General features: G+C 31.6%; 25 protein-coding genes. 10 read left to right on the top strand and 15 right to left on the bottom strand.

What is annotated here, in order from left to right; all coding sequences use genetic code 11:
* The first annotated feature begins 24 nt into the window (after positions 1–24).
* From ANASTE_RS08030 to ANASTE_RS08020, 3 genes are read left to right on the top strand one after another with little or no spacing between them, the layout of a single operon-like run.
* Positions 25–501, top strand: a complete 477-nt coding sequence (locus ANASTE_RS08030) for a hypothetical protein (RefSeq protein ID WP_007050502.1) — start codon at positions 25–27, stop codon at positions 499–501.
* 12 nt (positions 502–513) lie between these two features.
* Positions 514–1,281: an ABC transporter ATP-binding protein gene (locus ANASTE_RS08025; RefSeq protein ID WP_007050501.1), complete on the top strand. Its 768-nt coding sequence runs from the start codon at positions 514–516 to the stop codon at positions 1,279–1,281.
* Positions 1,271–3,337, top strand: coding sequence for an ABC transporter permease (locus ANASTE_RS08020; RefSeq protein ID WP_007050500.1), 2,067 nt, complete (start codon positions 1,271–1,273; stop codon positions 3,335–3,337). Before ANASTE_RS08025 ends, ANASTE_RS08020 begins: the two co-directional genes overlap by 11 nt.
* Positions 3,338–3,362: 25 nt before the next feature.
* Here the strand turns inward: ANASTE_RS08020 and ANASTE_RS08015 are convergent, their stop codons facing one another.
* Positions 3,363–3,977: a DUF4878 domain-containing protein gene (locus tag ANASTE_RS08015; RefSeq protein WP_007050499.1), complete on the bottom strand. Its 615-nt coding sequence runs from the start codon at positions 3,975–3,977 to the stop codon at positions 3,363–3,365.
* A 130-nt stretch (positions 3,978–4,107) separates the two neighbouring features.
* Positions 4,108–4,488 (bottom strand): desulfoferrodoxin family protein, encoded by a 381-nt coding sequence (locus ANASTE_RS08010; RefSeq protein WP_007050498.1) that lies wholly within the window; start codon positions 4,486–4,488, stop codon positions 4,108–4,110.
* A 228-nt stretch (positions 4,489–4,716) separates the two neighbouring features.
* On the opposite strand from ANASTE_RS08010, the gene ANASTE_RS08005 reads away from it, so the two are divergent.
* Both ANASTE_RS08005 and metA read left to right on the top strand, forming a co-directional pair.
* On the top strand, positions 4,717–6,003 hold the full coding sequence (locus tag ANASTE_RS08005) for an O-acetylhomoserine aminocarboxypropyltransferase/cysteine synthase family protein (RefSeq protein WP_007050497.1): 1,287 nt from the start codon (positions 4,717–4,719) through the stop codon (positions 6,001–6,003).
* Between the two features lie 83 nt (positions 6,004–6,086).
* Entirely contained in the window at positions 6,087–7,031 is a 945-nt protein-coding gene (gene metA / locus ANASTE_RS08000; RefSeq protein WP_007050496.1) for a homoserine O-acetyltransferase MetA, read from the top strand.
* 98 nt (positions 7,032–7,129) lie between these two features.
* Here metA and ANASTE_RS11965 read toward each other — a convergent pair whose 3' ends face one another.
* Complete coding sequence (locus ANASTE_RS11965) at positions 7,130–7,300, bottom strand: hypothetical protein (protein WP_007050495.1); 171 nt, start codon at positions 7,298–7,300, stop codon at positions 7,130–7,132.
* A gap of 144 nt (positions 7,301–7,444) precedes the next feature.
* Here ANASTE_RS11965 and ANASTE_RS07995 point away from each other — a divergent pair, with 144 nt between their 5' ends.
* The 5 genes from ANASTE_RS07995 to ANASTE_RS07975 all read left to right on the top strand — a co-directional run bounded on the left by ANASTE_RS07995 (position 7,445) and on the right by ANASTE_RS07975 (position 13,367).
* Positions 7,445–8,125, top strand: coding sequence for a response regulator transcription factor (locus ANASTE_RS07995; RefSeq protein ID WP_007050494.1), 681 nt, complete (start codon positions 7,445–7,447; stop codon positions 8,123–8,125).
* Positions 8,118–9,461, top strand: a complete 1,344-nt coding sequence (locus tag ANASTE_RS11490; protein WP_007050493.1) for a sensor histidine kinase — start codon at positions 8,118–8,120, stop codon at positions 9,459–9,461. Before ANASTE_RS07995 ends, ANASTE_RS11490 begins: the two co-directional genes overlap by 8 nt.
* On the top strand, positions 9,461–11,686 hold the full coding sequence (gene pcrA, locus ANASTE_RS07985) for a DNA helicase PcrA (RefSeq protein WP_007050492.1): 2,226 nt from the start codon (positions 9,461–9,463) through the stop codon (positions 11,684–11,686). Before ANASTE_RS11490 ends, pcrA begins: the two co-directional genes overlap by 1 nt.
* Before the next feature lie 147 nt (positions 11,687–11,833).
* Positions 11,834–12,670, top strand: a complete 837-nt coding sequence (locus ANASTE_RS07980) for an RNA polymerase sigma factor (RefSeq protein WP_039945384.1) — start codon at positions 11,834–11,836, stop codon at positions 12,668–12,670.
* Between the two features lie 10 nt (positions 12,671–12,680).
* The gene (locus tag ANASTE_RS07975; protein ID WP_007050490.1) at positions 12,681–13,367 is read left to right on the top strand and encodes a DUF2461 domain-containing protein; all 687 of its coding nucleotides are present in this window, start codon (positions 12,681–12,683) and stop codon (positions 13,365–13,367) included.
* An 80-nt stretch (positions 13,368–13,447) separates the two neighbouring features.
* Here ANASTE_RS07975 and ANASTE_RS07970 read toward each other — a convergent pair whose 3' ends face one another.
* The 12 genes from ANASTE_RS07970 to ANASTE_RS07915 all read right to left on the bottom strand — a co-directional run bounded on the left by ANASTE_RS07970 (position 13,448) and on the right by ANASTE_RS07915 (position 24,001).
* On the bottom strand, positions 13,448–13,933 hold the full coding sequence (locus tag ANASTE_RS07970; RefSeq protein WP_007050489.1) for an HD domain-containing protein: 486 nt from the start codon (positions 13,931–13,933) through the stop codon (positions 13,448–13,450).
* Between the two features lie 125 nt (positions 13,934–14,058).
* Complete coding sequence (locus ANASTE_RS07965; RefSeq protein ID WP_007050488.1) at positions 14,059–15,198, bottom strand: amidohydrolase family protein; 1,140 nt, start codon at positions 15,196–15,198, stop codon at positions 14,059–14,061.
* On the bottom strand, positions 15,199–15,516 hold the full coding sequence (locus ANASTE_RS07960) for a hypothetical protein (RefSeq protein ID WP_007050487.1): 318 nt from the start codon (positions 15,514–15,516) through the stop codon (positions 15,199–15,201).
* An 11-nt stretch (positions 15,517–15,527) separates the two neighbouring features.
* Entirely contained in the window at positions 15,528–16,796 is a 1,269-nt protein-coding gene (locus ANASTE_RS07955; RefSeq protein WP_007050486.1) for a PTS galactitol transporter subunit IIC, read from the bottom strand.
* 77 nt (positions 16,797–16,873) lie between these two features.
* Positions 16,874–17,167, bottom strand: coding sequence for a PTS sugar transporter subunit IIB (locus ANASTE_RS07950; protein WP_007050485.1), 294 nt, complete (start codon positions 17,165–17,167; stop codon positions 16,874–16,876).
* Positions 17,168–17,228: 61 nt separating this feature from the next.
* Positions 17,229–17,990 (bottom strand): DeoR/GlpR family DNA-binding transcription regulator, encoded by a 762-nt coding sequence (locus tag ANASTE_RS07945; RefSeq protein ID WP_007050484.1) that lies wholly within the window; start codon positions 17,988–17,990, stop codon positions 17,229–17,231.
* An 880-nt stretch (positions 17,991–18,870) separates the two neighbouring features.
* Positions 18,871–19,260 carry a VOC family protein gene (locus ANASTE_RS07940; protein WP_007050483.1) on the bottom strand — a complete coding sequence of 130 codons (390 nt, stop codon included), beginning with the start codon at positions 19,258–19,260 and terminating at the stop codon, positions 18,871–18,873.
* 10 nt (positions 19,261–19,270) lie between these two features.
* Complete coding sequence (locus tag ANASTE_RS07935; RefSeq protein WP_007050482.1) at positions 19,271–19,888, bottom strand: class II aldolase/adducin family protein; 618 nt, start codon at positions 19,886–19,888, stop codon at positions 19,271–19,273.
* A gap of 13 nt (positions 19,889–19,901) precedes the next feature.
* Positions 19,902–20,336, bottom strand: a complete 435-nt coding sequence (locus ANASTE_RS07930) for a PTS sugar transporter subunit IIA (protein ID WP_007050481.1) — start codon at positions 20,334–20,336, stop codon at positions 19,902–19,904.
* Positions 20,337–20,349: 13 nt separating this feature from the next.
* The gene (locus ANASTE_RS07925) at positions 20,350–21,621 is read right to left on the bottom strand and encodes a PTS transporter subunit IIC (RefSeq protein WP_007050480.1); all 1,272 of its coding nucleotides are present in this window, start codon (positions 21,619–21,621) and stop codon (positions 20,350–20,352) included.
* Between the two features lie 11 nt (positions 21,622–21,632).
* Complete coding sequence (locus tag ANASTE_RS07920; protein WP_007050479.1) at positions 21,633–21,932, bottom strand: PTS sugar transporter subunit IIB; 300 nt, start codon at positions 21,930–21,932, stop codon at positions 21,633–21,635.
* Positions 21,933–22,006: 74 nt separating this feature from the next.
* Positions 22,007–24,001: a BglG family transcription antiterminator gene (locus tag ANASTE_RS07915; RefSeq protein WP_007050478.1), complete on the bottom strand. Its 1,995-nt coding sequence runs from the start codon at positions 23,999–24,001 to the stop codon at positions 22,007–22,009.
* Positions 24,002–24,198 lie beyond the last annotated feature (197 nt).

The raw sequence follows: 24,198 nt of genomic DNA, 5'->3' as shown, positions 1-24,198 counted from the left end.
TTTGATTAAAAGGAGGGAGATAAAATGAAGAAAAAAGTTGCACTGGTACTTATTTGTTCGATTTCACTGTTATTGGTAGGCTGCAGCATAAATAAAGATAAAGTAATAAATAAGTACAATGATATTATTGAAACATTTGGAAAGAATGCTCTTACAAAAGATAATGACTTGGTTGGTAAGAGATTTTTGGGAAAAAATTACAACATAGGGACTTATGAATGTAATTATAATGATTTTCATAATACTGAAGTTTTATTTGGCTCTTGCAAAGTTAACAGACCAAAAGAGAAAATCAGTCTGATTTATAAAGTCAGTGTTGATAAAGGAAGAGGTAAATTAGTTTGTAAAAACAACGGAGAAGTTAAAACCATCAATTTATTTGAAGGTGCAGGCTTTGAAAGCGGGGAAATCAATATAACCGTATACGATGGGGATTTTTATATAGGATTTATAGGTGATCATTTTAGCGGCTCACTAAATCTAATATCAAAGGAAATTTAAAGGAGATTTATTATGGAAAGAGTATTAAAAGTTGAAAATATTGAAAAATATTATGGGAATAAGAGTAATTTAACAAAGGCTATAGAGGATATAAGTTTTGAAGTAGAAAAGGGTGAATTCGTTGCGATAATGGGTTCCAGCGGAAGCGGTAAAACAACGCTTTTAAATGTTATATCTACCATAGATAAAGTTACAAGCGGAGATATTTTTGTCGGTGATATCAATATTACTAATTTAAAAGGTAAACAGTTAAATGAATTCAGAAGAAACAGACTTGGTTTCATATTCCAGGACTTTAATTTGCTTGATACTTTGACTGCTTTTGAGAATATAGCCCTTGCTTTAACTATACAAAAGATCAAACCTAACGATATAGAGAGAAGAGTAAAAAATGTTGCAAAAGCACTCGGCATAACAGAAGTACTTAACAAATATCCTTATGAAATGTCAGGAGGACAAAAGCAAAGAGTTGCATGCGCAAGAGCAATAATTACCAATCCTAAATTGATCCTTGCGGATGAACCTACAGGGGCTCTCGATTCAAAATCCGCGAAGATGCTTTTGTCAAGTTTAGATTTACTGAATGAAAAATTAAGTGCTACTATTTTGATGGTAACACATGATGCCTTTACAGCATCACAAGCCAGAAGGATACTCTTTATTAAAGACGGCAAGATATTCAATGAAATTGTAAGAGGAGACAGCTCCAGAAAAGAGTTCTTTAATAAAATTATCGAAGTAGTTACGCTTCTTGGAGGTGAACTAAACGATGTTATTTAAATTATCGATTAAGAATATAAAGAAAAGTTTTAAGGATTATGCCATATATTTTATGACATTGATACTTGGGGTAGCTGTATTCTATATATTTAACTCTATGGATGCACAGGAACCTATGATGAATTTTTCAAAATCATCTTATGACGTAGTTAAACTCATGATCGATATGTTATCCGGATTATCGGTTTTTATATCCGTCATACTCGGGTTTTTGGTAATATATGCAAATAACTTCTTGATAAAAAGAAGGAAAAAAGAATTTGGTATTTATTTGACTCTGGGGATGGGAAAAGGACAGTTATCCAAAATATTATTCTTGGAAACCTTATTTATTGGTATCATATCTTTGGCTGTAGGATTAGTATTAGGAGTATTCGCTTCGCAGTTTATGTCTATTATAGTTGCTAATATGTTTGAAGCAGATATGAGTAACTTTCATTTTGTATTATCAAGCGCTGCTATAATAAAAACGGTAATATATTTCTCGGTTATGTATTTATGCGTAATGGTATTTAATACCTTTGCAATATCAAAATATAAACTCATTGATTTATTGATGGCAAGCAGAAAATCGGAAAAAATCAAAATGAGAAATCCGATTGTATCCGTAATTGTATTTATAATATCTATAATAATGTTGGGATTTTCTTATTATAAAGTCACTGCGGGGGTAGACGGGTTAAATCAAAACGATATTATTATATATATTGCTATCGGTTCGGTCGCTACATTCCTCTTCTTCTTTTCACTGTCAGGTTTTATATTAAAACTCGTGAAATCGAATAAGAGGTTATATTATAAAAATTTAAATATGTTCGTACTTAAACAAATAGACTCGAAGATAAACACTACGGTAATATCTATGAGCATTATATGCTTAATGTTATTTACAACCATAGGTATGCTTTCATCCGGACTGGCGATGAATAGTTCATTGACTTATAATTTAGATAAGTATAATCCGGTCGATATGACGATAAGCAAGACTATGAATTTGCCGGATAACGGTAAATACACTGAGGCTGCGATTGATTACTCCCAAAAAAGCGTTAAAGAGATATTAAATGAATTGGGTTATGATATCAATAAAGATTTTAAAAACTATACCGAAACATATACTTATGCAACAAATGAATTAACGATGAAGGATACTTTAAAAAATCAGATTAAAGAAATGGAAAAAGATTTTCCGGGTATTAAGTATGGTACTGCTGAAGAAATCATGAAATTGTCGGATTATAATAAAATCGCTAAACTATTCGGAAATGAACAAATCAAATTGAATGATAAAGAGTATGCGGTAATATGTGATTACGATAACATAAAGGTATATCGTGATAAGGCACTTAAAAGCGGAACCGAAATAAGTATAGGTGGAAAATCTTATACTCCCGTAAATGAAAAATGTATTGATGGTTTTATAGAAGATAGTATACAGTCTATAAATACCGGGATCATAGTACTTCCGGATAGTGCAAATCTTAAAACGAGTTGGATAGAAAAAAGTTATGCAAATTCAAACTACTCCGTTTCTTCTAAGGGAGATAAAATAACTTTTGAAGAAAAGATGTTAAAAGATTTGGAAGAAAACAGTAAATTCAAAGATGTAAAAGATTATGCCATTCAGATAAATGGAAGGACGAGGATTACAAATATCGAATCTTCTAAAGGACTTGGCGCTACGGTGACGTTTATCGGGATATATCTCGGTATCATATTCCTTATTACATCGGCTGCAATCTTAGCTTTAAAAGAACTTTCGGAAAGTGCGGATAATAAAGACAGATATTCCATATTAAGAAAAATAGGTACGAGTGAGGGCATGATAAATAAAGCTTTATTCGCTCAAATCGGGATATTTTTCATACTTCCGTTATTGCTTGCTGTCGTTCATTCAATATTCGGACTTCAATTTGCAGATTATGTATTAAGTACAATAGGTCATATGAATATACTTCCTTCTATTATCGCAACATCTGTAGTAATAATATTGATTTACGGAGGATATTTCTTATTGACTTACTTCTCAAGCAAAAATATAATCAAAGAAAATTAAAAAAGAGGCTTATGCCTCTTTTTATTTACTTGAATGAATCAGATAAATCATTTAAGCTATCAAGGAGATTACCTAAAATAGCATTTGATAATTTATCATTTTGTTTTATTACCCACTTATCGTCTTTCTTGTTTAAAGTTACTGTTACTTCATTTGTAACTGTTGTAGAGCTTTTAACCGCATCGTCAATCATTGTATTTAGTTTCTTTTCAACGTATTTATTCATTTCATCTTCTGACGCATCTAAATGAGATAGAGCATATGCGAACATATCGGTAAAAAATGTTTTCATTCCGCTGCCAAAGTCCTTATTCGTTATTTTTACTTTTACTGTGGCAGTATCTCCATTGTCTTTAGTAGATACGATTTCGTAAGATAGATTAGATAATATTTTTTTAGCTATTTCCTGACTTTCTTTGTCTACTTTATCCTTGTCCTTTTCATCTAAAAAACTGCTTAGATTTTTATCCACACTGTCTAATACATCTTCATAGTTTTTAAGTGTTTCGGCATCGTAAGTTTTAAGTGCATCCAAATATTCACTTACCGCTTTATCCGGTGACTGTCCGCCGCATGCACTCAAAGACACGAGCATTAAAATACTCAAAATAAAACCGGTCAATTTTTTTACATTTTTCATTTTATTTCCCCTTTAGTTTTATATTAATATTATAAAAAATAATTAAAGAAAACTCAATCAAATTATTATTTTTACTGTTTTATACTATTATGTAAAATAAAAAATCTCCTCATATGAAGAGATTTTTTTACTACAGTTCTTTTTTCCATAATCCGTGTAGATTACAATATTCATGAGCCGAAATCACTTTATCGCCTTCAGGGATAGCAAATTCCGCTTTTGGTTTATCTCCCGGTTTTAAGTGAGTGATTTGATTTGTTTTTTCTGTTTCCAAGGTAATCCATTCTATATAATGTTCATCCACCATTGGATGTTCAACTTCACCGATGAATACTTCTACTTTATTTCCTTCAACTGCTACGACCGGAATATGTTTTTCAACGGCAGCATCTTTTACTCCCGGTTTTATTTCTTCCATTTTTTCTCCGCAGCATATAACAGGTACATCCATATTTCTTACAAAAGTAATGATATTTCCACAGTGTTTACATAAATAAAATTTTTGTTCCATTATTATCCTCCTAATTTTTTCTACTATTATTTTGTTAACTTGAATCAAAATTTATACTTTATTTTTGCATTTAAAAGTAATTTTATATTTTCGATAAAATTTTTTAAATGATCAAATTATAACTGGTTATAGCTAAAATCTATTTCTAAATGATAATTAATATATTTACTTATAACAAAATATTTGATACCATTAAATTTAACTTAATTCAGTTAGGAGAAATTAAAAATGGATATTAAAAATAAAAGGCAGGGAACTAAGTGTGTTCAGGGCGGATATCAGCCTAAAAGCGGTGAGCCCAGAATACTTCCTATAATACAATCGACGACCTTTAAATACGGTACAAGCGAAGAAATGGGAAAACTTTTCGATCTAGAAGCTGAGGGCTATTTTTATACAAGGCTTCAAAACCCAACAAACGATATGGTAGCTCAAAAAATTTGTGAACTTGAGGGAGGCGAAGCTGCAATGCTTACTTCTTCGGGGCAAGCAGCAAATTTCTATGCGGTTATGAATATCGCGGAAGCGGGAGACCATATTATTTGTTCGTCTGCCGTATATGGTGGTACATATAACCTCTATGCCCATACTATAAGGAAAATGGGAGTAGAGTGTACTTTTGTGGACCCGGATATAAGCAAAGAAGAACTTGATAAAGCATTTAAGGAAAATACAAAAGCAGTTGTGGGAGAGTCTATCGCAAATCCGGCACTTGTAGTATTGGATATAGAAAAATTTGCTGAGGCGGCACATGAGCATGGAGTTCCGCTTATTATTGATAATACTTTCCCGACACCTATCAACTGTCGACCTTTTGAATGGGGTGCGGATATAGTAACACATTCAACCACCAAATATATGGACGGACATGCGGCAACTGTAGGCGGTTGTATAGTCGACAGCGGAAATTTTGACTGGGACGCTTATAAAGATAAATTCCCGGGACTTACGACACCCGACCCTACATATCATGGACTTATTTATACCGAGAGGTTTGGAAAAGGAGCTTATATTACCAAGGCAACGGCACAATTGATGCGTGATCTCGGTTCGATACAATCTCCCGAAAATGCTTTTCTCTTAAATATAGGACTTGAAACACTTCATTTGAGAATGAAGAGACACTGCGAAAATGCATTGGCGATTGCAGAATTTTTGTCTGAGCATGAAAAGGTTGCTTGGGTCAATTATGCGGGACTCAAGGGAAATAAATACTATGAACTGGCTAAGAAATATATGCCGAACGGGACCTGCGGAGTAATATCATTCGGGTTAAAAGGCGGAAGAGATGCGTCAGTTAAAATGATGGATAATTTGGAACTTGCCGCTATTGTCACTCATGTTGCGGACGCCAGAACTTCGGTTCTTCATCCCGCAAGCCATACTCACCGTCAAATGAATGATCAGGAATTGATTGAAGCAGGTGTTCAGCCTGATTTGATAAGACTGTCCGTGGGTATAGAAGACGTTGAAGATATCAAGACAGATTTAGCAAAAGCTCTGGAATTGGTTTAATTTAAGGTAAGAAATATAGTATCAGAAATTTTAAGAATAAATAAAAAAATAGTAATTTCAGTAGTAGAAAAGAGGATTGAATTATGGCTGTTATAATACCAAAAGATTTGCCTGCATCTAAGCAGCTTGATAGAGAAAATATCTTTGTTATGCATGAAGAGAGAGCCAAAAGCCAGGATATAAGACCTCTTGAACTTGCAATAGTAAATTTAATGCCCACGAAAATAGTCACGGAAACACAATTACTTAGACTTATAAGTAACACTGCTCTTCAAGTTAAAGTCGACTTGATAAATATGAAGTCTCATACCAGTAAAAACACTTCACATAATCACTTAAAGGCTTTCTATAAAAACTTTGATGATATAAAATATAAAAAATACGATGGTATGATAATAACGGGAGCACCCGTAGAAAAATTGGAGTTTGACGATGTAAATTACTGGGAAGAACTTCAGGAAATATTTGATTTTGCCGATAAAAATGTTTTTTCTACAATGTTTATTTGCTGGGGGGCACAGGCTGCATTAAAGCACTATTACGGAATAGATAAAAAAGATTTGCCTGAGAAGATGTTCGGAATATTTGAACATAAAATAGTCAGAAGAAGACCTATAGTAAGAGGATTTGATGATGTTTTTTATGCACCTCATTCCAGACATACTCAGTGCAGGATAAAAGACATCAAAAAAATAGATGATTTGGAAATAGTTGCTTCCAGTAAAGAAGCAGGAGCATACTTATTGGTAAGTAAAGATCAAAGAAAAATTTTTGTATTCGGTCATAGTGAATATGATCCCAATACATTAAAAAAGGAATATGAACGAGATAAAGCAAAAGGACTTAATCCGAAAGTTCCGAAAAACTATTTTCCGAATGATGATGATACAAAAAAACCTATAGTAAGGTGGAAAGCTCACGGAAATTTATTATTTTCAAACTGGCTTAACTATCATGTTTATCAAACAACACCGTTTGATCTAGAAAAGTTAAACCAAATAGATAAAGAATTTGGGGTTAATGAATAATTAAAAATAAAAAACGACCGTCTGCGGTCGTTTTTTATTTTAGTTGTGAGAGAAATCAAAAGTCTGAGGGGTTTAACTTTTGTTCTTCCAAATCTATGCTAATCAGATATTGAGCAAGTTTTAACTACTTTCGCTATTCCCTTTTCATTTAAAGAAATCACTTTAAATTTATTTGAACTTACAACTATTTCAGAAAAACAGTTGCTGCAAAAATATTTTTTTCTGCCAATTTTTCCCATATCTTTATTTGAACAGTAAGGACATTTCATATTAAAAACACTCCTTTTTTCCTTATGATTAAGAAGTATATTCGCCGAACCTTTAAATTACCTTAAAAAATTAAAAATATCAAAAAAAATTGTTTATTTTTAGCTAATGAACTATAATATATAAAACAGAAAGGAATTAATATTATGAGAGTACTTATTATAGAAGATGAAGTGAATTTAGCCCTTCCTCTTGTAGCACTTTTAGAAAAAAATAAAATACTTGCCGATACTGTCGCTGATGGTACTTCAGGGCTGATGTTAGCCAGAAAACCTGTTTATGATGTTATCGTTCTTGATATAATGTTACCCGAGATAGACGGGTTTACCATACTAAAGACTTTAAGAGAAGAACATAATAATACGCCAATACTTCTTTTAACTGCTCTGGATAATATTGATGACAGAGTTAAGGGACTTAATTTAGGTGCAGATGATTATCTTACAAAACCTTTTGATACAAAGGAACTTATTGCCAGGATAAAAGCTTTATCAAGAAGAGGTTCGGGAAGTATCACAGAAGAGGTACTTCATATCGGTAACGTAAGTTTGAATGTCAATAATGCTTCTTTAAGTATCGGAGACAGAGAAGAAACTTTAACAAAAAAAGAAGCTAACTTGCTTGAGACTTTGATGAAAAATAAAGATAATGTGCTTTCTAAAGATTATATTTTGGATAAAGTATGGGGTATCGACAGTTATGCGATAGATAACAGCGTTGAAATATATATTCATTATTTAAGAAAGAAATTAGGCAGTGATGCGGATGTTAAAATAGTCACAAACAGAGGGCTCGGATATACTTTAAAGGAAAAGGATAATGCTTAATAAGATAAAAAATAAACTTATTTTAACGAATACTTTTGTTTTATTAGTCATCTTGATTATGGTGACTACTTTTATTTATGTGTTTTCTTCCTATTCTTTTTCAAATACTTCGGATAATGAACTGTTAAATCTTGTATATCAGTCAAAAAGATTTTCAAAGAGTGATTTTCAAAGCATCGAAAATGATTTATCTTATAATCAGGAGCTTAGTTACTTTAAGGAAAAATTAAATAATGAAAAATGTAAATTGATATTTTTTAACAATGAAATGAAACCTATTTTTTCTTCGAGTAAGTTTAAAATCAGTAAGAAAAAATTAGCTAAAATTGCAACTCTTTATTTTGCCGATGTAAATGCTTCACATACAGAAGTTAAAGAGCAGGATGGAATATATGTCTTTTCCGATTATGAAGACAGCAAAATATCTTACAGAACATGTACAACCCTTATTACCGATAATGAGGGGAATATGCAGCTTATATTGATAGCTGAAGATAATAGGTCGGAAAATGCTACTTTGAATACTCTTTTGTATATATTGGCATTAACTGTTATTTTTGGTGTGGTTGCATCTCTTCTCGGAGGTTTTTATACTGCCGATAAAGCTTTGGTCCCGATAAAAGAAAATATGGATAATCAAAGACAGTTTATTGCAGATGCGTCACATGAACTTAGAACCCCTATTGCAGTTATAAAGACAAATCTTGAATTGATTGAGTCAAACGAAGATGAAACGATCAAGTCTCAGGAAGTATGGATAGATTATGCTAAAAGTGAAATCAAGCGAATGGATAAAATGGTGGGAGATTTACTGATATTATCCAAAGCTGATTTAAATGAGATACCTTTTAATAACAAAGAACATGATATAGTTCATCTTATAAAAGAAGCTATTGAAAAAATCGAGCCTATTGCCGTAAAGCGGGAAATAAGAGTTTATATGTCCTGTCCTTACAATAGAGTAAAAGTGAATATTGATGAAGACAAGTTTACTCAGTTAATGATGATACTTTTGGATAATGCAATAAAATACTCTGAAGATAAAACTCAGATCATGATTACCGTTAAAGTCAATTTAAACAAAAATAGCGTTGTAATAAAAGTAAAAGACCAAGGTATAGGAATGAAGAAAGATGAAATAGAAAAGGTCTTTACAAGATTTTACAGAATCGATAAAGCCAGAAGCAGAAGAGAAAACGGAAGCGGCCTGGGGCTTCCTATTGCAAAATGGATAGTGGAAAATTTAAATGGAACTATAAATATAGAAAGCATTGAAGATAAAGGAACTGATGTTATAATAGCTTTACCTTTAATTTCATATGAGGAGACAGAATAATGGATTTACTAAGCATGTTAAATGAAAAACAGCAAGAGGCAGTCACATGTGTGGACGGTCCTCTTTTAATACTTGCCGGCGCGGGAAGCGGTAAGACAAGGACGATAATACATAGAATAGCTTATATAATCGAGAACGGTTATGCAAAACCTTGGGAGATACTTGCTCTTACCTTTACAAATAAAGCGGCTGGAGAAATGAGAGAAAGAATAGATAGTATGGGGATACCTTTTACGTCCGATATTTGGATGGGTACTTTTCACTCTATCTGTGCAAGGATATTAAGGATAGAAGGACATAATTTAGGATTTACAAGTAACTTTTCTATTTATGATGATGATGACACTAAAAGAGTCGTTAAGTCGATATTAAAGGACTTGGATATTTCTGATAAGGAATTCCCGGTAGAGGGTGTTAAATCCCAAATATCATTACTTAAGAATAATTTAGAAACCAGTGATGATTATTTGGAAGAGCATGATGATTTTGAAGGAGGCTATACCGAAGCCAGGATAGCACAGATTTACGCAGAGTATCAAAAGAGATTATTAAGTTCAAACGCAATGGACTTCGATGATTTATTATTAAATATGAACATATTATTTGCGAAATGTCCGGAAGTACTTAATAAATATAAAAATAGATTTAAATACATATTGGTTGACGAGTATCAGGATACTAACCTTTCTCAGTATGCTATAGTCAGTAAGCTTGCGGAAGATCACAGGAATATATGTGTGTGCGGTGATGACGATCAAAGTATATACGGCTGGAGAGGAGCGTCCATCAGGAATATCTTAGAGTTTGAAGAAGACTTTGAGGATGCGGCAGTTATAAGACTCGAACAAAATTACAGGTGTACAAAGAATATTTTAAATGCGGCGAACGGAGTAATTGAGCATAATCAAAGAAGAATGGGGAAAACATTATTTACCGATAATGACGAAGGAGAAAAAATAAAATATTTGAATGCAAACAGTGACCTTGAAGAATCGTCGCTTATTTCCAGGGAAATATTTTGTTTAAATGAATATCATGGTATCCCATACAGTGATATTGCCATATTATACAGGACCAATGCTCAGTCTCGTATGCTTGAAGAAGGACTCATGAGAAGAAACATACCTTATCAAATAGTTGCTGGAACGAAGTTCTATGACCGTATGGAAATCAAAGATATCCTTGCTTATTTAAAACTTATAGTTAATCCTCAGGATGACCTTGCTTTGATAAGGGTGATAAATACGCCTAAAAGAGGCATCGGTCCAGCAAGTGTGGAAAAAATCAAAGATTATGCTTTTATGAAAGGTACATCGATGTATGAAGTAATAAAGCATATAGACTCTTCCCCTTTATTCAAAGGAGCCATAAAAGAAAAGCTGATGAACTTTAGAGATACCATTGAAGAAATCAGAAGGCTTCCGGAAAATAACGGACTTATGGATATAGTAATAAACACCATTCATTTAAGCGGATATGAAGAAATGCTTAAAGAAGGTAAAGTAGAAAATGCTTCAAACAGACTTGAAAACCTTGATGAGCTTGTAAATGCCGCAGGGGATTTCGAAAGCAACGAAGAAGAAAATACATTGGAAGCGTTCCTTGAAAATGCGGCTTTGGTTGCGGGAGTCGATTCTTATGATGAAGATAGCTCAAAAGTATTATTAATGACTTTGCATAATGCAAAAGGTCTTGAATTCAACATCGTATTTATGCCGGGAATGGAAGAAAACCTCTTCCCTACTTACAGAGCCGTAAATGAAGACAGCGAAATGGAAGAAGAGCGAAGGCTTTGCTATGTTGGTATAACGAGAGCCAGAAAACAGCTTTATATGTCTTCCGCTGAAAGCAGAAGAGTCTACGGAAGAAACGAATACAGAAATCCTTCAAGATTTTTACTTGAAGTTCCCGATGAATTGATCGAAGGGACAAATGTTATCAAAGAAAGCAATAAAGAAAAAGAATTATTAAAAAGCTCCATAAAAAGAATATATGACCCATATAAGCAATCTCCAAAAAAGACAGAGAATTTATTTAAGCAGAACAACAGTTTTTCCGATGTTGATTTAAATCCAGGAGATAAAATAGATCATAGTGCATGGGGAGTAGGCACGGTTGTGGGAGTTGACGGAAGCGGTGAAGATGCAAAAGTAACCGCAGCATTTCCTGAAATCGGTATAAAGAAATTTATGGCGGGTATAGCAAAATTCAAAAAAGTTCAATAATATAAATAAAACCATATTTTAAACTCTTTAGGGTTTTAATATGGTTTTTAATTTTATATATAAATATTTAAAAAAGTAAAAAATTTTCTTATTATGTGTCACATTTTAAAATAAAAAGAGTCTAATTATATGAAAGGAGGAAACGATATGGAAAATAAAGAAATCAACGAGCTGATTGATTCTGCTATAGAGGGCAACAGCAAGGATTTGGAACTTATTTTATCGGAGGTAAACGATTTTGTATTCAATCTTTCTCTAAGAATGTTGGGAACGATACATGATGCGGAAGACGCTACTCAGGATATACTTATAAAAGTCATGTTAAACCTGGCTTCATTTAAAAAACTATCTTCATTTAAAACATGGGTTTACAGGATTGCTGTTAATTATCTATTAGATTATAAGAAATCCATGTTTTATAAATATCCTTTAAGTTTTGAATACTATGCAGATGATATCAAAGCGGGATATGTGGATGACGAGATTATTTTTGAGGGAGATAAAAATGAGCTTTCAAAAGAGCTTAAATTATCATGTACAAATGTAATGCTTCAATGCTTGGATGCTAAAAGCAGATGTGTTTTTATTATCGGGACTATGTTTGGTGTTGACAGTAAAATAGCGGGAGAAATCCTTGATATGACACCTGAAAATTATAGGCAAATACTTCATCGCTCAAGAAAGAAAATGTCCAAGTTTTTAAGTGAATACTGCGGTCTAAGCAAAACAGGATGCTGTAATTGCGAAAGAAGAGTTGGGTATGCGGTGAAACAGCATAGGTTAAATCCAAAGGATTTGGAGTATTCAAGACTTGAAACGTTAAGTGAAGATATTTTGGAAGATTATATGAAATCAATGGAAGTTTTTGACGAAAAGATTTCGGTTTTTGAAGATTTACCAAAATATAATTCAAATATTGATGTTAAATCTTTTATTACGGATTTGGTCACTTCAAAACACATGAAAAAGATTAAAGAATACTAGGAGAAATATAATGGTAGACACAAAGAAAATTTTGAATTTTATAAAGGAACTTAAAGAAAATAATAATAAAGAATGGTATCATGCACACAAAGAAGAGAGACTTGAAGCCAAGAGTGAATTTGAAAAATTAATACAGGAATTAATAATTGAAATAGGTAAATTCGATCAGAGTATTTTATGTAACGATCCAAAGGATTTAACATTTAAAATGGTTAGGGATACGAGATTCAGCAAAGATAAATCTCCTTATAATCCCGTATTCAGAGCTCATATATCTTCTAAAGGTAAGCTTCCTATTCCTGTGGGATATTATATTTATATCGGCTGTGACAATACTGCATTTTTAGGCGGAGGATTATTCGCCGATATGTTTAAAGAAGCTACAAATATGGTAAGAGCATATATAGATAAAAACGGAAAAGAATTAACTGAAATAACAAATGACCCTGATTTTAAAAATAATTTTAAAATGTGCGGAGTAAAACTTAAAAATGTTCCAGCCGGATATGATAAGGAACATCCTTACGGAGAATTCCTTAAACATAAAAGCTGGTTCATAGAATATCCTATAAGTGACCATGACTTCATAGACAGTAAAGCGTTTATAAAAAATGCAGCAGAAAAATTTAAACTGATGAAGCCTTTTAATGACTATTTGAATAAAGCATTGGTAGATTTTGAAATGCCAAAAAGATAAGTGTTTATAAAAAAAGACAGGATATATAAAATCCTGTCTTTATAACTTTCAATCAATAATATTTATAATTTTTTTATATTTTAAAGATATATATTACATAATATATCTATTCCTGATTTTGTTTTAAAAATTTTATTTTTAATATTTTTTATGCTTTCTTCTTTTAAGTTATCTTCATAAATATTTACAAGGAAGTCTGCTTCGACCAAAATTTGATAATCTAATCCATTTATATCAGTATATGTATGATGATGTCCTATAAGATAACAGACTCTTTCAATGATTTTGCTTTCATAATCAAGTTTCGTAAGAAGTTCTCTGGCTTCGGGCGGTCCTTCCTGTTCCTGCATTTTTCCTGTGCATTTTCCGTACTTTTCTTCACTTAATTTTATTCCTATATCGTGTGTAATGGCCGCAGTTTCCAATGTAAATAAAGTTTCTTTATCCAAATGTTCAAGTACTCCGATAGTTTTTGCAAAAGAGTGTACTTTAATAAAATGCTGAATTCTTTTTGGATCGTTTTTGTTGTAGTTAATCATTTCATTTATCAATAATTCTTGTTTCATGACTTTTTCCTATGTTTTTATTTAAATAATTTTATCATTTATGTATTTATTAATCAATTTTAAATATTATTATAATAAAAAAAGAACTCTAATTGAGTTCTTTTTAAACGATTTAAAATATATAATCAAAATTCTATATTTCTGTAAACTACCTTTCCGTCTTTTATTGTCATCTTTGGAACGATAAGTCTGCTTCCATTTAAACGGCCGCCATATTTATCATTGAATGTTATATCTTTTTCTTTGATTTCCATAATACATATATCTGCGGTTGTATTTTCTTTTAAAGTATCGATTTTTCCGCTTAGATTCATTTGTTCAGCCGGATTTTTTATACATATTTTTAGTAGTTCATCTATACTCATACCAAGATTTAAATATATAGACATGGTATAAGGTATGGAAAATATAGGTCTTTGATATACATTATAAGCAACTAAATCCGTACCGAGTAAATCGGGTTTTAAACCACATTTAAATGCTTTATTTATGGTGTCAAAGGAGAAGCTTCCCCTTCCGCTTGCTACGTCGAATAAAACGCCTCTTTCTTTAGCCTTTAGAACTTCGTTTATTACTTTACCTTGATTATCCAATATGGTAGGTCCAGTTTGTTGATACATGTGGACCCAAATATCACCTTTTCTCAGCATATTAGCGGCTTCTTTTATTTCATCTAAATCTTTTATATGTACTGAAACCGGAAGATTTAATTCTTCTGCAAGTTCTATTGTTTTTTCAAGAGGTTTTAAACCCATGTCTTTTATTGAGTCTCTGCATAATCTGATTTTAAGTCCGATGATAGTATCTTTATATTTCTTTGTATAAAATTTAAGCATTTCTTTATTGAAATATTTTGGGTCTATGTTTTCAAAGTAATCTTCTGTAATAAGCCCTGAATTAGAGACGTTTAAATAGCATTTTATGTTCATCATAGAGCTCATAATGATGCTTTTAAAGAATAAATTAAAGTTAGACCACCCCGAAGAACCTTGATCTATAGCGGAAGTTACTCCGCTGGGGAGCATTATTACATCTGCATTTAAATTCGGATCTCCGCCTCCGTTATATATGTGTGTATGATTTTCTACAAGTCCGGGAATTACATAATGTCCGGATGCATCTATCTTTTGTTTATACTCTATTTTTTCGTTATCTTTCGGTGGAGATACTATTTTATCATTAATGATATAAATGTTTCCTTTTTGATGTATATTATATAACGGATCGATTAATGTTCCGTTTTCAATGATAATATCATATACCATTTACTTCTCCTGACTTTCTTTTTGTCTTTTATGTGTTGCTCTTGCTTTTAAAAGCTGATTTTGAATATCTTTTTCTGTTTTTTCCCCTGCTCTGTCTAATAATATAGAAGTTGCGTCAATTGTTTTTTTATCTAAGACTACTTTACTATCCAGCGTAACAGCAAAATCATAATCAAAATTTATGTTTTCTGCCTCCATACTATCGACTGCTATTATGTTACTTTCTATAAAAAAGTCTTCTCCTAAATTATAAATTTTTTCTTTAATATTTTCAACATCATCTTTGTTTCCGTTTGATACCAATAAAACGTCAATCATATTTTAACCTCTTAGCCGGCTAGTCCGAATATTGATAATATCGGTTTTATTAATAACAAGAATGCGTGTTCAGGATTACCGCCTGCAATAAGTGATGCGCCTGCAGGTAAATCTACTCCCGCCCATGTTGCAAGTCCCGTAACAAGAGGACATATCGCATTGATAACATATATATGTAGAGTGTAGAATATAAGCATTGTAACAATGGTCCTGAATAGGTTCCCTTTAGAGTATGCCGCCGCAGGAACACAGAAGTATGTTAAACCCGTTAGGGATACTATAGGTAAAAATCCATTGCCCGGAAGTAAAACTGCAAGAAGTACTGCGAAAGGTATCATTATTGTTGATGCTGCTATAACTGTAGGATCCCCTATACCTAAAGCACAGTCCATACCTATTAGTAATGTTCTTCCTTTGAGTTTTTTCTTTGTAAAATCAGAAGCAGCTCTTGAGATAGGAGCTAAACCTTCCATTAATAGTGAAACCATTCTTGGAAGAAGAACCATTGCTGCAGCAATACCTACGCCTGTATTAAGGACCTTATCCAAAGGAAGTCCGCCTAGTAAGCTTAATACGATACCTATAAAGAATCCTAAGAACATAGGATCTCCTATTCCTTTTAATTTGTTTATTTTTGCCGGATTTATATCAAAATCTCTGATACCCGGAATAAGATCAATTATTTTATTTACTATACATGAACATATTGCACTGGTCATTGTAGCAAGCGTACTACAGCTCGTACCTTCAAGTCCGAAATATTCCTGCCATGTTTTGGAGTCCCAATCGGCAAGAAGCAGTGTGATAATAGAGAATATAGCTGAAACTACCAATCCAACAGCTATACTTCCGGAAATCAAGTATGCTATCCCTCCTGCCAATATAAAATGAAACATATTCCAAATGTCTATATTAAGTGTTTTTGTCAATTTTAATGTAATCATTATTACATTTATCAAAATAGCTATAGGAATAACTAAAGCTGCAATAGGTGTTGCCCATGCGGCTGCTCCGACGGTAGGAAATCCTACATCGATTATATTAAAGTTAAGACCTACTTTTTCTGCCAATGCTGTTGCTGCAGGTGATACTGCATTGCCTAAAAGTCCTATAATCAAGTTAATACCCTGAAACCCTATACCTACAAGTAAACCTGATCTAAATGCTTTTAGCGGTTTCATTCTAAACGCCAGTCCCAGTACTATTAGGAATAGCGGCATGATTACCATGGCTCCCAATGAATCTGTAATATATTTTACTATAGTTAATAATGTATCCATAACATCCTCCTTATTAAAACTTATAAATTACAATATTTTTCCCTTTTTTATTTGTATATTTTTTCCCTTTTACAAATCTATTTTTTTATTTCTTTTACTGCTTCAACGAATTTATCGATAAAAATATCTTCTCCTATTCCCGTTAGAAGAGATGTCCCCGATAATATTTTTACTTTTACATCATCATTGGAATACCTGCTGGTTACCACAACCAAATCCGCATCAGCGAGCATTCCCTCAAGACCGCTTATAGATGTTTTCTTAAGATTAATATCAAGATTATTATCCTCTGCTATATCTTTAAGACGCTGTTCGACAACTGTCGATGTTGCTATTCCGCTTCCGCATGCGACTACCACATTTACTGCCACAATATAAACCTCCTTTCAATTTGTTATATAAACATATAAAATTTTTATATATTTGGCTGAATTATTTGGCTATCAAAACTCTGACTCCTTTTTCTTCAAATCGTTTCTTTAAATCAGGTTCCATTTTATCTGTTATGATTATATCTATTTTATCTACATCGCAGAGTTTTGCGAAAGATTTCTTTCCTATTTTGGAACTGTCACATAGAACAATTACTTTATTTGCATTTTTTATCATTTGTTTTTTTACGGCTACAGAGTCTAAAAAGTTATAAGATAAACCCTCGTTAATATTTAAACTGTCTACTGATAAAAAACAAATATCAGCTAAAGTATGTTTAAAAAGGTCTTCTGCCATAGGTCCGAAAATTGCATATCCCGGGGTTTTTATATATCCTCCGCATATTACAACGCTCATACTCGGATATGTGGCAAGCTTATTCGCTATTCTTACGTCATTTGTAACTACTACGATTTCTTTATCATTCAAGTATGAAGCTATCTCGTTTGTCGTTGAACCGTTGTCTATTATTACTATTTGCTTGTCTTGTATCAACTTTGCAGCAAGAGCTCCGATTTTTCTTTTTTCGTTTATTGCGGTCATATTCTTTTTATAGTAAGGTGTTTCATTTAAAAATATATTTTCTGAGGGGATTGCTCCTCCGTGATTTTTCTTTATCTTTCCTTTTTCTTCTAATTCGATCAAATCTTTTCGAACAGTTACTTTAGAAACATTAAATTTCTCTGAAAGTTCATTTACTGTTGCTTCTTTCTTTTCGTATATGTATTCTAATATTGCGTATTGTCTTTTATTCTTATACATAACTATTTAACCCTTTGTTTCTTTTCTCTTTACCTTAATTATACCTAAAAGAAAAGAAAAGTAAATAAAATAGGTTTGTTTTTGTTGTTTATCGTGCATTTATATTACGTTTTATTTCTTTTGCAATGAAAACCATATAATATTACTTTCTGTTGGAAAGAAAAGTTATATACGGATTTTTACACATTATATTCAATTTGATATTGATTATATATTTTATATAATCAATGCTAAGTAAGTGATAATAACGAAATCAGTAAAACAAGAATGTTTTTATAAAGAGTCTAAGATGTATAGGATTGTATATTTTTTTAAATTATTAGTTTTTACTATTGGTCTAAAAAGAAACATTTTAAATATTCTAAAAATTTTGTTTGAAAGTAAAAGGCTATTATAAACTACTGAAAGAAATTAATTTAATGAAAATGAATTATATAAAAGATAAATACAAAAAGATGTACTTAGTATTTGGAGTACAGATATTTTTAACAGTATAAAAATAGGTGATAATTTAATAAATGTGTTTTTAACTTTACTAATATTTGTTTTGGGAGTATTAATTATATTAAAATCTTTAAATGCAGAGTAGAAATCGTAAATGGAAAAATAATTAATCTCAATGGAATATTACCCGGGAAAAGTATAAATATTGCTTATGTTGGGTCTTTAAATAAATAGCATTAAAATAAGATTGTAATATATAAGATAAATGTTAAGATAATGCCTATAAATTATATATTTGATAATGTTTTTATTTCAATAAAGAACTTAAGAAAAATGTTTTGTTTGCAACAAGTGACTTAAATAGGGAAAAGGAAAAGTATGCAGATAAAAAGGAGGCTGCCCTCCTTTTTAAACAATTTTAATTTTAAGTATTTTCCTATAGCGGGAACTTCCCTTGTACAAGCATAATTTGTTCTTTGTTGATTCCCCTGATACCTGCTATCAGCTGTCCCTCTTCACTTCCTTTCCAAGGGGTTTCATCAATTATTTCCACATTTTTTTCTTTTAATTCTTTAATCTTTTTTTCTATGTCGTCGACGTATATGCCTATCATTGCAAAGGGACCGTTTTCTCCCTCTTCAGAATTTGATATTGAAAATATTTCAAATAATGTATTTTCGAGTTTTATAAATTGAAGTATGGTTTTTTCTTGGTTTTCTTCTATTTCATATCTCTTAACTTTTTCAAATCCGAAATTATCTATATAAAAATCAGCTGTTTTATCTACGTTTTTTGTTTGAATGCTTATATAACCGAATTCGTTCATATTGTTACCTCTATTTATAATAAACTACATCTTCATGTGTTAAAATTTTTGCCCCTCCAATAGGTGCCGTTTTTAAATAAATATCGCATACAAATTCCATTTCTTCAGCTATAAATAAAGCCTCTCCAACATCTGCTCCTACAGTGACCATACCATGACTTCCGACCAATATTCCGTTTCGTTCTCCCATGGTTTTGAAAACTACATCGGCAAGTTCCTGTCCTCCTGATTTCGTGAATGGTGAAGTAATAATTTCATCTCCGCCGTTAACGATTATCATTTCATGTATAGGCGGAACATCTTTATATAAACAGGATACTGCGGTTGCGGCTTTTGCGTGATTATGTATAACGGAATTTACGTCTTCTCTGTTTTGATAAAATATTTGATGTGTCCTGAATTCAGAGGAAGGACGTTGTTTTCCGTCGACCACATTCCCGTTTATATCCATTATTACCACATCTTCATCTTTTACTTCATAATAATCCATATCGGAAGGACTTATTGCATACAATTCTTCGTTTCTGTTAAATACACTTATGTTTCCGCTTGTTCCTATTGTCAATCCTCTTTCAAACATTTTTATACAATATTCTCTTACTTGTTGTCTTTCTTTTTGTAATAACATATAATTACCTCTTTTATTTTATAATTTTTCTTAATTCTTTTTCTGCTTTACTTGCTGATAAAGAATAACAATTTTCCATTAAATTATTATCTTTAATCAGTTTTATTAATTTACTTAACATTTCGACCTGGCTCTCATTTTTACTTAAAGCCATATTTATTATCATTTTACAGTTTACAGATTTTAGTTTATCGTCAATCCTGGTAAATTTTACATTTTGATTTAATCTCAAAAAGCAAAGGCAATCTTTATTGACATGTTCTGCGTCTGTATGGGGAATTGCCACAGGGAATTTACAGGGCAATCCGGTCGGAAATTCGATCTCCCTTTTTATACATGCTTCTTTAAAGCTTTCTTTTACATATTTATGTTCATATAAAGCATCGGCAGACAGTGATATGGCTTCTTCCCAAGTTTTTACGTTACCGTCAATAACCATAATATCCATAATTCACCTATCCTTACGCTCCAAAGCCCATAAATTTTCCTATTATGAGCATAATTATACTTCCGAGCCTATCGGCAAGACCTATACAAGTATGACCTGCGGCAGTGTCGACAACGCCCGCACTTTGTAATATAATTCCTATCTGCGGAGCAAAGTATGCACATGCAATCATTGCTATTACCAAAAACAGTGCGTTTGTGACTAATGCTCTAAGTACGTTTCCGTTTGAAACCATCGAAGCCATTACAGACCAGTAAATCGTTCCGCCCAGAAGCATTGCAGGAAAACTCTTTATTCCCGGTACTACAAAACTTAATAATATTATTACGGGGATTATTAGTACTGCAACTGTAACTCCGCATGGTTCTCCGATACCGGTTGCAACATCCATACCTATTATAAGTTCTTTTTCTCCGCCGGTTTTATTTTGCATATATTTTCTTATCCCGGCACCGAGAGGATTTAAACCCTCCATCAATAATCCTGCTATTTTAGGAAGAAGTACCAATGCCGCGGAAAGCTTGGCTCCCAGGATCAAAATATCTTGAATTGACTGTTTTGTAAGTATTCCCAAAAATGCTCCTACGATGAAACCGAGAACTGCGGGATCGACCAATATTCCTACTTTTTCTCTTAAGTGTTCTATATTTAAGTCCAGCTTATTTAGTCTGGGTATCATATCAAATACTTTATTTACAATTATTCCGCACAGGTAAACTAAGGACATTGAATATGTACTGCATGTTACCCCTTGAATCCCGGTAAACTCCTGCCATTTGGGAGCCATCCACTGTGCGTAAAACAGCGTAACAACACTCATAATCGCACAAACCAACAAGCCTATAAGGAAACTGTTTGATATATAGTAAGCAATAACTCCTACCGTAATAAAGTTTGCAAAGTTCCAAACATCTACATTCATTACTTTAGTAATATTAAAACGAATCAATAATACATTTAAAACAATTGCAACCACTACAACCAAAGCTGCGAAAGGTACCGACCAGTCAAGCAGGAATTCTACCTCATATCCTACATCCAAGAGAGGAAAACCTGTGCCTGAATTCATTTTTTGATAAAATTCTATAGCAGGAGTCAGTGATTCTATCATGTATCCCGCAATAAGATTAATACCTTGAAGACCTATTCCTATCATTAATCCGGCTTTCAATGCATGTCCGAATTTCATTCTAAATATGACCCCTATTATTGTTATCATAATCGGAAGCATAATAATGTAGCCGGAATCTATAATTATTTTTACTATTTTAGTTAAAAGTTCCATTTTATTCCTCCTTAACTATCCGATACTTCATGAAGTAATTTTCTTATCTTATCTCTTTCTTCGTCTTCATTTATCCCCGAGATAAGAGAAAATACACTCATCCACTTTACAGTATCCGGTAATTTATAATTTGTTGATAAAAATACTACATCTGCATTTTCTAAATTAGAGTCAAGTGCCATAGTAGAGCATTTTATTATACTCGCATTAATGTTTTCTTCTTTTAATATCTGTTTGATTTCCTGTTCTACAATTGTTGATGTCGCCATTCCCGTACCGCAGGAAACTACGATATTGATATGTTTGCTCATTTTTTTCCTCCTATAAGTTTAATCCAAGCGCTTTTTTGATAAATATATATTAAATAAAATTCATGAACTTTTATTTAATTCAGTTTTAAACTTTCTTTTACTATTATGTCATATACTTCTTTCTCGCTTTTTGCATTAATTACTCCATGTGTAAAATCCTTGTTTGTACTTAATTTAAGAACATCGTTAAATATATTTAAATAAGATTTGGAATCTTTGATAACTAAACTGAATAATAGTTTTACGGGGTCGTTATAAGGATGATTAAACTTTACTCCGTTTTTTAAAACCGTAAGGCTTATTGCACTTTCATAATTACTGTCTTTTGAAAGTGCATGGGCTAGTCCGACACCCTTTCTGATCACAAAATACGGTCCGTTTAAATTTGCACTTTTTATCAAATCATCACTGAAATCTTTTGAAGCATATCCTGCATTTATCAGTAAATCACCACCTTGCCTTAATACTTCTTCCCATGAAGTAATATCATCCGTTATTTTTATCAAAGAGGGATTGATTGACTGATACAATCTATGTTTAATCCCCGGTAAAGTAAGACTTTCTTTATTTTCTATGCTTTTTTTTAATTTTTTGTAGTCCTTTATCAGAGAAAATATTATTGTCTGAATTCTGTTATAGTCTTCTGCATCTATAATAGTATTTATAATTAGTACTGGATATTTTAATCTTGGAAGTACTACCGTAGAAATAATAAAATCTATATTTAAATTATCGCTTATCTCATAACTATCGGTTATAATAGCTTTTATATTAAAGTCGAAATACTTTTCAAGCTGTGCGGCAATCAGCTGTCCCGCTGCCATGCTTTCTGGGCATACTATTAAGATTGAAGGTTTTCTCATTTTTGTTGTTTCTCTTTCTATTTCCGCACATATATGCATTACAATATATGAAAGTTCATTTTTATCGATTTTTAATTTGTAGAAATCTTCAATTAGTCTTATATTTTCTTTTACTGCTTTAAAGACATAATCATATTTTTCTTTTAATTGTTCATATATAGGATTAATCAGCAGTTCTTCATTTTTTATTCTCATTGCCATTGCATTTAGATGTTTTATTAAAAATTCAAAAAGAGAATATTCATCATATAAACTTATATCCAATTGTTCCGAAATTTTATATAAAAATGTAGCTACTGTAGTATGAAGCTCTACATAGTCATCTACATTAATCAAAGGTTTTAATATATCTTTATTTGATATAAATCCCGCAAGGTAATGAATATCGTTTTTATTTGGAATGATATCTAATTTTTTTGTTAATATTTCATATATCTCCTTTGCGATATCATATTCTTTGTTTGAATATCTTTTGTTTTCTTCAATGTACGTGATTTCGTTGGATCTCCTGTTTAAAATTACAAATAAACTGAATAAAATAGCATAATAACCTCTATTTCTAAAATCATATTTTTTATCAATAATTATTTCATCCAATATATTTTTTAAACTTTCCAAAGTATAATTATTTTCAATTTCTTTAATTAGTTTAATAAAATATACATTTGAAATATTACTTTCTCTTTCATTGGAATGGTAACTGTCAAATAATAAATGTGTAATCAAACATCTGGCATCATATTCATCATAAGCTGCTATTATTCCCTTTCCCGGTTTGCTTAGAACTTCTATATTATATTTGTTAAGTTTTAAATTTACTTCTATCATATCGTTAAGAATAGTTATCCTTGTAACACATAGTTTTTCCGCCAGTTGATTCATTGTTATAAATTTGCTTTCTTTAAGCAGTATAATTATTATTAAATTTACTCTTTCTTTCTTTTCCATAATGTACTGTATATTTCCGAGTTTATTTAATTTTTCTATAGTATACTCATCAAATTTTTTATCAAATAATTTTATTTCTCCGCTTTTCAATACTGTTAATTGGGGTATATTAATTTCTTTTAAAAAAGTATTTATATCCGAAAAATCATTTTGAAGAGTTTTTTGAGATACATCATAATATTTTGCTAATTCTTCGATTTTATAATTTTTACCTCTGTATAATAGTTGTTCCAATATTTGACAGCTTCGTTTTTTCATATTTATCTCCTTAAGTATGATTGAATACTATTATTATACCCGTTTTTCTTTCACTACTGTCTATATCTCGCTTTTCTTAATTTAAATATAATTTCAATTATATTAATAATCAAGACAAAACCTTTTCCGTGATTTTAGAAAGCTTTTTGACTTGAACATACTTATTTTCTTATGTAGTCTAAAATTATAAAAAGGAA

Origin of the sequence: Anaerofustis stercorihominis DSM 17244 (assembly GCF_000154825.1) — a bacterium.
GTDB classification, from domain to species: Bacteria; Bacillota; Clostridia; order Eubacteriales; family Anaerofustaceae; genus Anaerofustis; species Anaerofustis stercorihominis.
This window is presented reverse-complemented; position numbering and strand designations above follow the sequence as displayed.